The sequence below is a fragment of the Candidatus Symbiopectobacterium sp. genome (genome assembly GCF_020054415.1).
Taxonomy (GTDB): domain Bacteria; phylum Pseudomonadota; class Gammaproteobacteria; order Enterobacterales; family Enterobacteriaceae; genus Symbiopectobacterium.
On the sequence record NZ_JAHWCO010000544.1, the window covers coordinates 1 to 5,634 of the forward strand.

Annotated in this window: 4 protein-coding genes, 5 tRNA genes and 1 pseudogene; all 10 read right to left on the reverse strand. The window is 50.3% G+C overall.

Annotated features, from left to right (window positions below; translation table 11 throughout):
- On the reverse strand, positions 1-221 hold a 221-nt coding region (locus tag QZ506_RS16005), incomplete at its 3' end, for a transposase (RefSeq protein WP_291972410.1).
- A 345-nt stretch (positions 222-566) separates the two neighbouring features.
- Positions 567-641 (reverse strand) — tRNA-Gln (locus tag QZ506_RS16010).
- 6 nt (positions 642-647) lie between these two features.
- Positions 648-724, reverse strand: a tRNA-Met gene (locus QZ506_RS16015).
- A 77-nt stretch (positions 725-801) separates the two neighbouring features.
- A tRNA-Gln gene (locus tag QZ506_RS16020) sits at positions 802-876 on the reverse strand.
- Between the two features lie 39 nt (positions 877-915).
- Positions 916-1,000, reverse strand: a tRNA-Leu gene (locus QZ506_RS16025).
- Positions 1,001-1,009: 9 nt separating this feature from the next.
- A tRNA-Met gene (locus tag QZ506_RS16030) sits at positions 1,010-1,086 on the reverse strand.
- A gap of 245 nt (positions 1,087-1,331) precedes the next feature.
- A complete protein-coding gene (gene asnB, locus QZ506_RS16035; protein WP_291972413.1) occupies positions 1,332-2,993 on the reverse strand; it encodes an asparagine synthase B in 1,662 nt (553 codons plus the stop codon).
- A 280-nt stretch (positions 2,994-3,273) separates the two neighbouring features.
- Positions 3,274-4,497: an ROK family protein gene (locus QZ506_RS16040; protein ID WP_291972415.1), complete on the reverse strand. Its 1,224-nt coding sequence runs from the start codon at positions 4,495-4,497 to the stop codon at positions 3,274-3,276.
- A gap of 77 nt (positions 4,498-4,574) precedes the next feature.
- Positions 4,575-5,497 (reverse strand): annotated as a pseudogene (nagA, locus tag QZ506_RS16045) (N-acetylglucosamine-6-phosphate deacetylase); the annotation flags it as partial.
- A complete protein-coding gene (locus QZ506_RS16050) occupies positions 5,412-5,594 on the reverse strand; it encodes a hypothetical protein (protein WP_291972417.1) in 183 nt (60 codons plus the stop codon). The gene QZ506_RS16050 and the pseudogene nagA, both read right to left, overlap by 86 nt.
- Positions 5,595-5,634: the final 40 nt, after the last annotated feature.

The window sequence follows — 5,634 nt, forward strand, 5'->3', positions numbered from 1 at the left end:
GATTTTGACCACCGATTAAAGCGGTTATATACGGTTTTCCACGGACCATATCGCTCAGGTAAATCACGCCATGGAGCACCTGAGCACAGAATCCAGAACATACCATTGATGATTTTACGATGTTCTGCCCATGGACGTCCGGCACGTGGTATTGCCGGTTCAGCAGGCAGTAAAGACTGGATGATCATCCATGCTTCATCGGGAAGGTCGTAGCGAGCCATAGTTCAATATACTGTGGAAACATACGGTTACTATAAATCAGGCAATTAAGAGACACAGCCTAGTAAAGGCGATAATCTTTCGTGCAGGTAGCGATCAGGGGAATCGCGCTCCCAACCGGAGCAAACGGATAAGCGCGATTGTAGAATCGGCTATCATCACGCTAAAGGCGCTATTAGCATTTTTGGCGCTGATCCGCATTTTCCTGACATCATGCTGGAAACGTAACTAAGGCCACCGGGTTACCGCACGGTGGCCTTTAATCGTTTATTGAATAATGGATGAAAGCAAACAGGGCGACGTCTTTCGACTGTCGCCCTGTTTCTCACTGTGTTACCAGCGTTTTTTGGCTGGGGTACGAGGATTCGAACCTCGGAATGGTGGAATCAGAATCCACTGCCTTACCGCTTGGCGATACCCCAAAAATGTGGTGGCTACGACGGGAATCGAACCTGTGACCCCAGCATTATGAGTGCTGTGCTCTAACCAGCTGAGCTACGTAGCCAAATAGTACATTAGTACATCTTGATTTTTTGCTTTTCAATAAAAACTTTTAACTTCAATCAAATAGCATAAATTACATGGCTGGGGTACCTGGATTCGAACCAGGGAATGCCGGTATCAAAAACCGGTGCCTTACCGCTTGGCTATACCCCAATACCCTAACATGCCTTGTTGCTTACAACCGTGAAGGAATGGTGCGGGAGGCGAGACTTGAACTCGCACACCTTACGGCGCCAGAACCTAAATCTGGTGCGTCTACCAATTTCGCCACTCCCGCAAGAAAAGATGGTGGCTACGACGGGAATCAAACGTGTGACCCCAGCATTATGAGTGCTGTGCTCTAACCAGCTGAGCTACGTAGCCATCTTTTCCGCGTCACCTTCATCGGCGTTGCGGGGCGCATTATGCGTAGTTGGCCGAATTGCGTCAACACATTTTTTCCCTAAAAACGCCTGTGACGGTTCGTTTGTTTGGGTTGTGAACAGTATGATGAGAAAAGCGACAATAAAACAGGTTTTCCTGCAACAAAATGAAAAAAAACGGGCCCATAAAGGGCCCTTTTTTATTCGAGTCAATCACAATAAGGCAATGTTCTATAACTGCTACGCTCAGTACGCTGATTGGTGAACGCCAACCGCACGACCTGATGGATCGTCCATCTTTTTGAAGGATTCATCCCATTCGATCGCTTTTGCCGAAGAACAGGCAACAGAAGTGCCTCCAGGCACGCATTCTGCGGCACTTGGTACCGGGAACAGCTCTTCGAAGATTTCACGGTACAGGTAGCCTTCTTTGGACGTTGGCATGTTGTACGGGAAACGGAAGTGGGCGGTTTCCAGTTGCTGATCAGAAACCTGTTTTGCCGCCACCTCTTTCAACGTGTCGATCCAGCTATACCCCACGCCATCAGAGAACTGCTCTTTCTGACGCCAAGCGACGCTGTGCGGCAGGTAGGATTCAAAACATTCACGCAGAATGTGTTTCTCCATTTTTCCGTTGCCGCACATTTTGTCCTGAGGGTTGATGCGCATTGCCACATCCAGGAATTTTTTATCTAGGAACGGCACACGCGCTTCCACGCCCCAGGCAGACATGGCCTTGTTGGCACGCGCGCAATCGTATTGATGCAGTGCGAGCAGTTTACGTACCGTTTCTTCGTGCAGTTCTTTGGCGTTAGGTGCTTTATGGAAGTACAGGTAACCACCGAACACTTCATCAGAACCTTCACCGGACAGCACCATTTTGATGCCCATCGCTTTGATTTTACGTGACATCAGATACATCGGGGTAGACGCACGAATGGTGGTTACGTCATAGGTTTCGATGTGATAAATCACATCGCGAATAGCATCCAGCCCTTCTTGCACGGTGAAGTGAATTTCGTGGTGCACGGTGCCCAAATGCTCGGCCACTTCTTGCGCGGCTTTCAGATCCGGCGCACCTTCCAGGCCAACGGCGAAAGAGTGCAGTTGGGGCCACCAGGCTTCGCTGCGCTCGTCGTCTTCCACACGGCGTGCGGCAAATTTATTGGTGATCGCGGAAATGACGGAAGAGTCCAGACCGCCAGAAAGCAGTACGCCGTAAGGCACATCGGACATCAGGTGGCTCTTCACCGATTCTTCCAATGCTTCACGCAGCGCTTCTTTGTCGGTTACGTTGTCTTTGACGGCATCGTAGTCGAACCAGTCACGACGGTAGTATTCGCGAATTTCTCCGTCTTTGCTCCACAGGTAGCTGCCTGCCGGGAATTCCTTGATGGTGCGACATACTGGCACCAGCGCTTTCATTTCCGAGGCAACGTACAGGTTGCCGTGTTCGTCGTAACCCATATATAGGGGGATAATGCCAAAATGGTCACGACCAATCAGGTAAGCGTCTTTTTCACTGTCATACAGGGCAAAAGCGAACATGCCGCGCAGGTCATCTAAGAATTCCGGCCCTTTTTCCTGGTACAGTGCCAGAATGACTTCGCAGTCAGAACCGGTCTGGAAGGCATAACGGTCGCCGTACTGCTGGCGCATTGCTTGATGGTTATAGATTTCACCGTTGACAGCCAGAATATGGGTGTGTGCCTGGTTGTAGAGCGGTTGTGCACCGGTGTTGACGTCAACGATGGAGAGACGTTCGTGGGCCAAAATCGCTTTTTCATTGGCATAAATACCAGACCAGTCAGGGCCGCGGTGGCGCATCATTCGAGACAACTCCAGCGCTTTTTTACGCAATTCAACCGGATCGGTTTTGATATCCAAAACACCAAAAATAGAACACATAAAGAACTCCCTCTTGCTCACCTGTCTGAAGTGAAATAACACGGTTAGGGCGTCAGCAACATTGAGTGGGACAATGCCACAACGGTTCGCGTTGCCTTCTGCTGTACCAATGACAATGATTTAACATCAAAATGCCACTTGAATTCAATATCATTTAATGAAAAAAGCCTTTGGCATGTTTTTTATTCAATGCGAAAGGCTCGTTTATGAAAAAATGATAATCAGTGTCGCTATTGAGGGCGAATTTTTGTAGATTTCATAATCCCGCAAACGACCACTATCAAGAGGGTTCCAGTAAATGCTGCAACAGCACACCGTTAAGCATGGCACGTTTTACCAGCGCGAAAGCCCCAATGGGAGAGAGGTGGTTCAATGTGGAGACTTCAATCGGCAGGTGCTGACGAAACTCTTTCAGTACCTGGGTGTTAACGCAGCGTTGAATAGCAGGCAGCAGAATTTTCTCGGCATCGGTGATCTCGCCCGCAATCACTACCTTTTGCGGATTGAACAGGTTGATGGCGATGGCAAGCGCTTTGCCTAAATATTTACCTGCATGCTCGAGCACATCTTGTGCCAGCGTATCACCCCGGTTAGCTGCTTTGCAGATGGCGGTGATGGTGCACTCTTCGCGTGTCAGTTTGCTGCTGTACCTTTGCGACAGAAGGTGAGCGACACGTTGCTCTATCGCACCGTTGGACACCACCGTTTCCAGACAGCCAAAGTTGCCGCAGTGGCAGAGTTCGCCAAGTGGGTCGATTTGAATATGCCCGATTTCGCCCACGTTGCCGTTGCTACCGAGGAATATTTGCCCGTTGACCAAAATGCCCGCCCCGGTGCCACGGTGAACGCGGACCAGAATAGAGTCTGGGTAGTCGTGAGTGGTACCAAAATAGTGTTCAGCCAGCGCCAGGCTCCGGATATCATGGCCGACAAAGCACGTGACCTTGAAGCGCTGTTGTAGCAACTGTACTAGCGGCCAGTTATCGACGCTAATATGCGGCATGTAATGCACAATTCCCGCCGAGGGATCGACCAAGCCGGGGAGCACGACAGAGATAGCTATCAGTTCCCGAATACGGCGTTGATTGATGGCGATAAAGTCGCCGATTGCGTCAAACAGCGAGGCTTCCAGCGTATCCTGTGTACTTTCTGTCAACGGGTAGTGAGCATCGCTCAGCGATTTACCCTGAAGATCGTAGAGCGAAATCGTTGTGCAGTGGCGGCCCAGACGCACTGCGATCGCGTGAAAAGGCCGTGTTTCACAGATGATGGAAATGGCACACCGTCCGCCGGTAGAGGCCTGTCGATCAACTTCTTTTATCAGCCCGCGTTCCAACAACTGACGCGTGATTTTCGTGACGCTGGCAGGGGCTAACTGACTGAATTCGGCTATCTGAATGCGGGAAATGGGGCCTTGTTGATCAATCAGACGATAGATAACGGCACTATTTAACTGTTTAACCAGATCAACATTCCCTATTTGTGCTTGTCCGCCTGTCGTCATTCTTGAACGCTCGCTTATCTTTTCGGCCTCGTTTTATATCCCCCTACCTCAGATAGCCTAAGCGTTTGCTACACGTGTTATCGCGTATAGACGCTATTGCCATTCACGAAGGTATGAAGGACGTGGTACCCATCATCAAATACTGTCAGGTTGGCGATTTTTCCACTTTCGATACTGCCTAACCGATCGTCCAGATGCATGGCGCGCGCTGGGTAAAGGGTTGCCATCCGCAGCGCTTCATCTAGCGCAATACCGACATGTTTCACGCTGTTTTTGACGGCATGATCATTGTCAGTGCCGAACCGCTCAGCGTACCGTTATCATCCACGCACAACCCATCACGGTAGTATATGGTTTTACCGCCAAAAGTGAACCTATCGATATCAGCACCTGCCGGGGCCGTGGCATCAGTGACCAGCACGAGTTTCTCACCTTTGATCCGTTTGTTGTTGCGGATATTGGCCCAATCAACGTGCATGCCGTCGGCAATGATGCCGCAGTAGATCTCTGGGGCGTCATAAATAGCGCCCACCAAACCCGGCTCGCGTCCGCTAATATACGACATGGCATTAAACAGGTGTGTGGTAAAGTGAATACCGGCAGCAAACCCGCGTTTCGCTTCCTACTAGGTGGCATTGGAATGCACGGCCGAAACCACAATCCCTGTCTGGCTAAGCTGTCGAATCATGGCGGGTGGCACCTTTTCCGGTGCCAGCGTGATTTTACCAACCACGCCCGCATTGGCGCAAAGACAGTCAACCAACTGTTGCTCTGGCGCACGGATCAGTCGGGCATCGTGCGTACCTTTTTTCACTACATTCAGCCACGGTCCTTCAATATGCAGGCCGAGTGCCTGATTGGCGTGTAACGTGAGATAAGCGCGCATGGTTTCAACAGCGTGCTTGATAAAGACATCACTGGAGGTGATAAGCGTAGGGAGAAAACTGGTGCAGCCAGAGCGGTGATTGGCCTGCTGCATGGTTTCTAGCGTGGCAAGGCTTTGTTGAATAATAGGGAATAATGCTGTTATGACAAGCCTGTTTTGGATTAAAATGCTGATCGCTCCGGGATGCATCACCACGCTCTGGATTTAACATACTGATTTTACGTCAAGGGAATCCGCAGCCTTTATGGCTA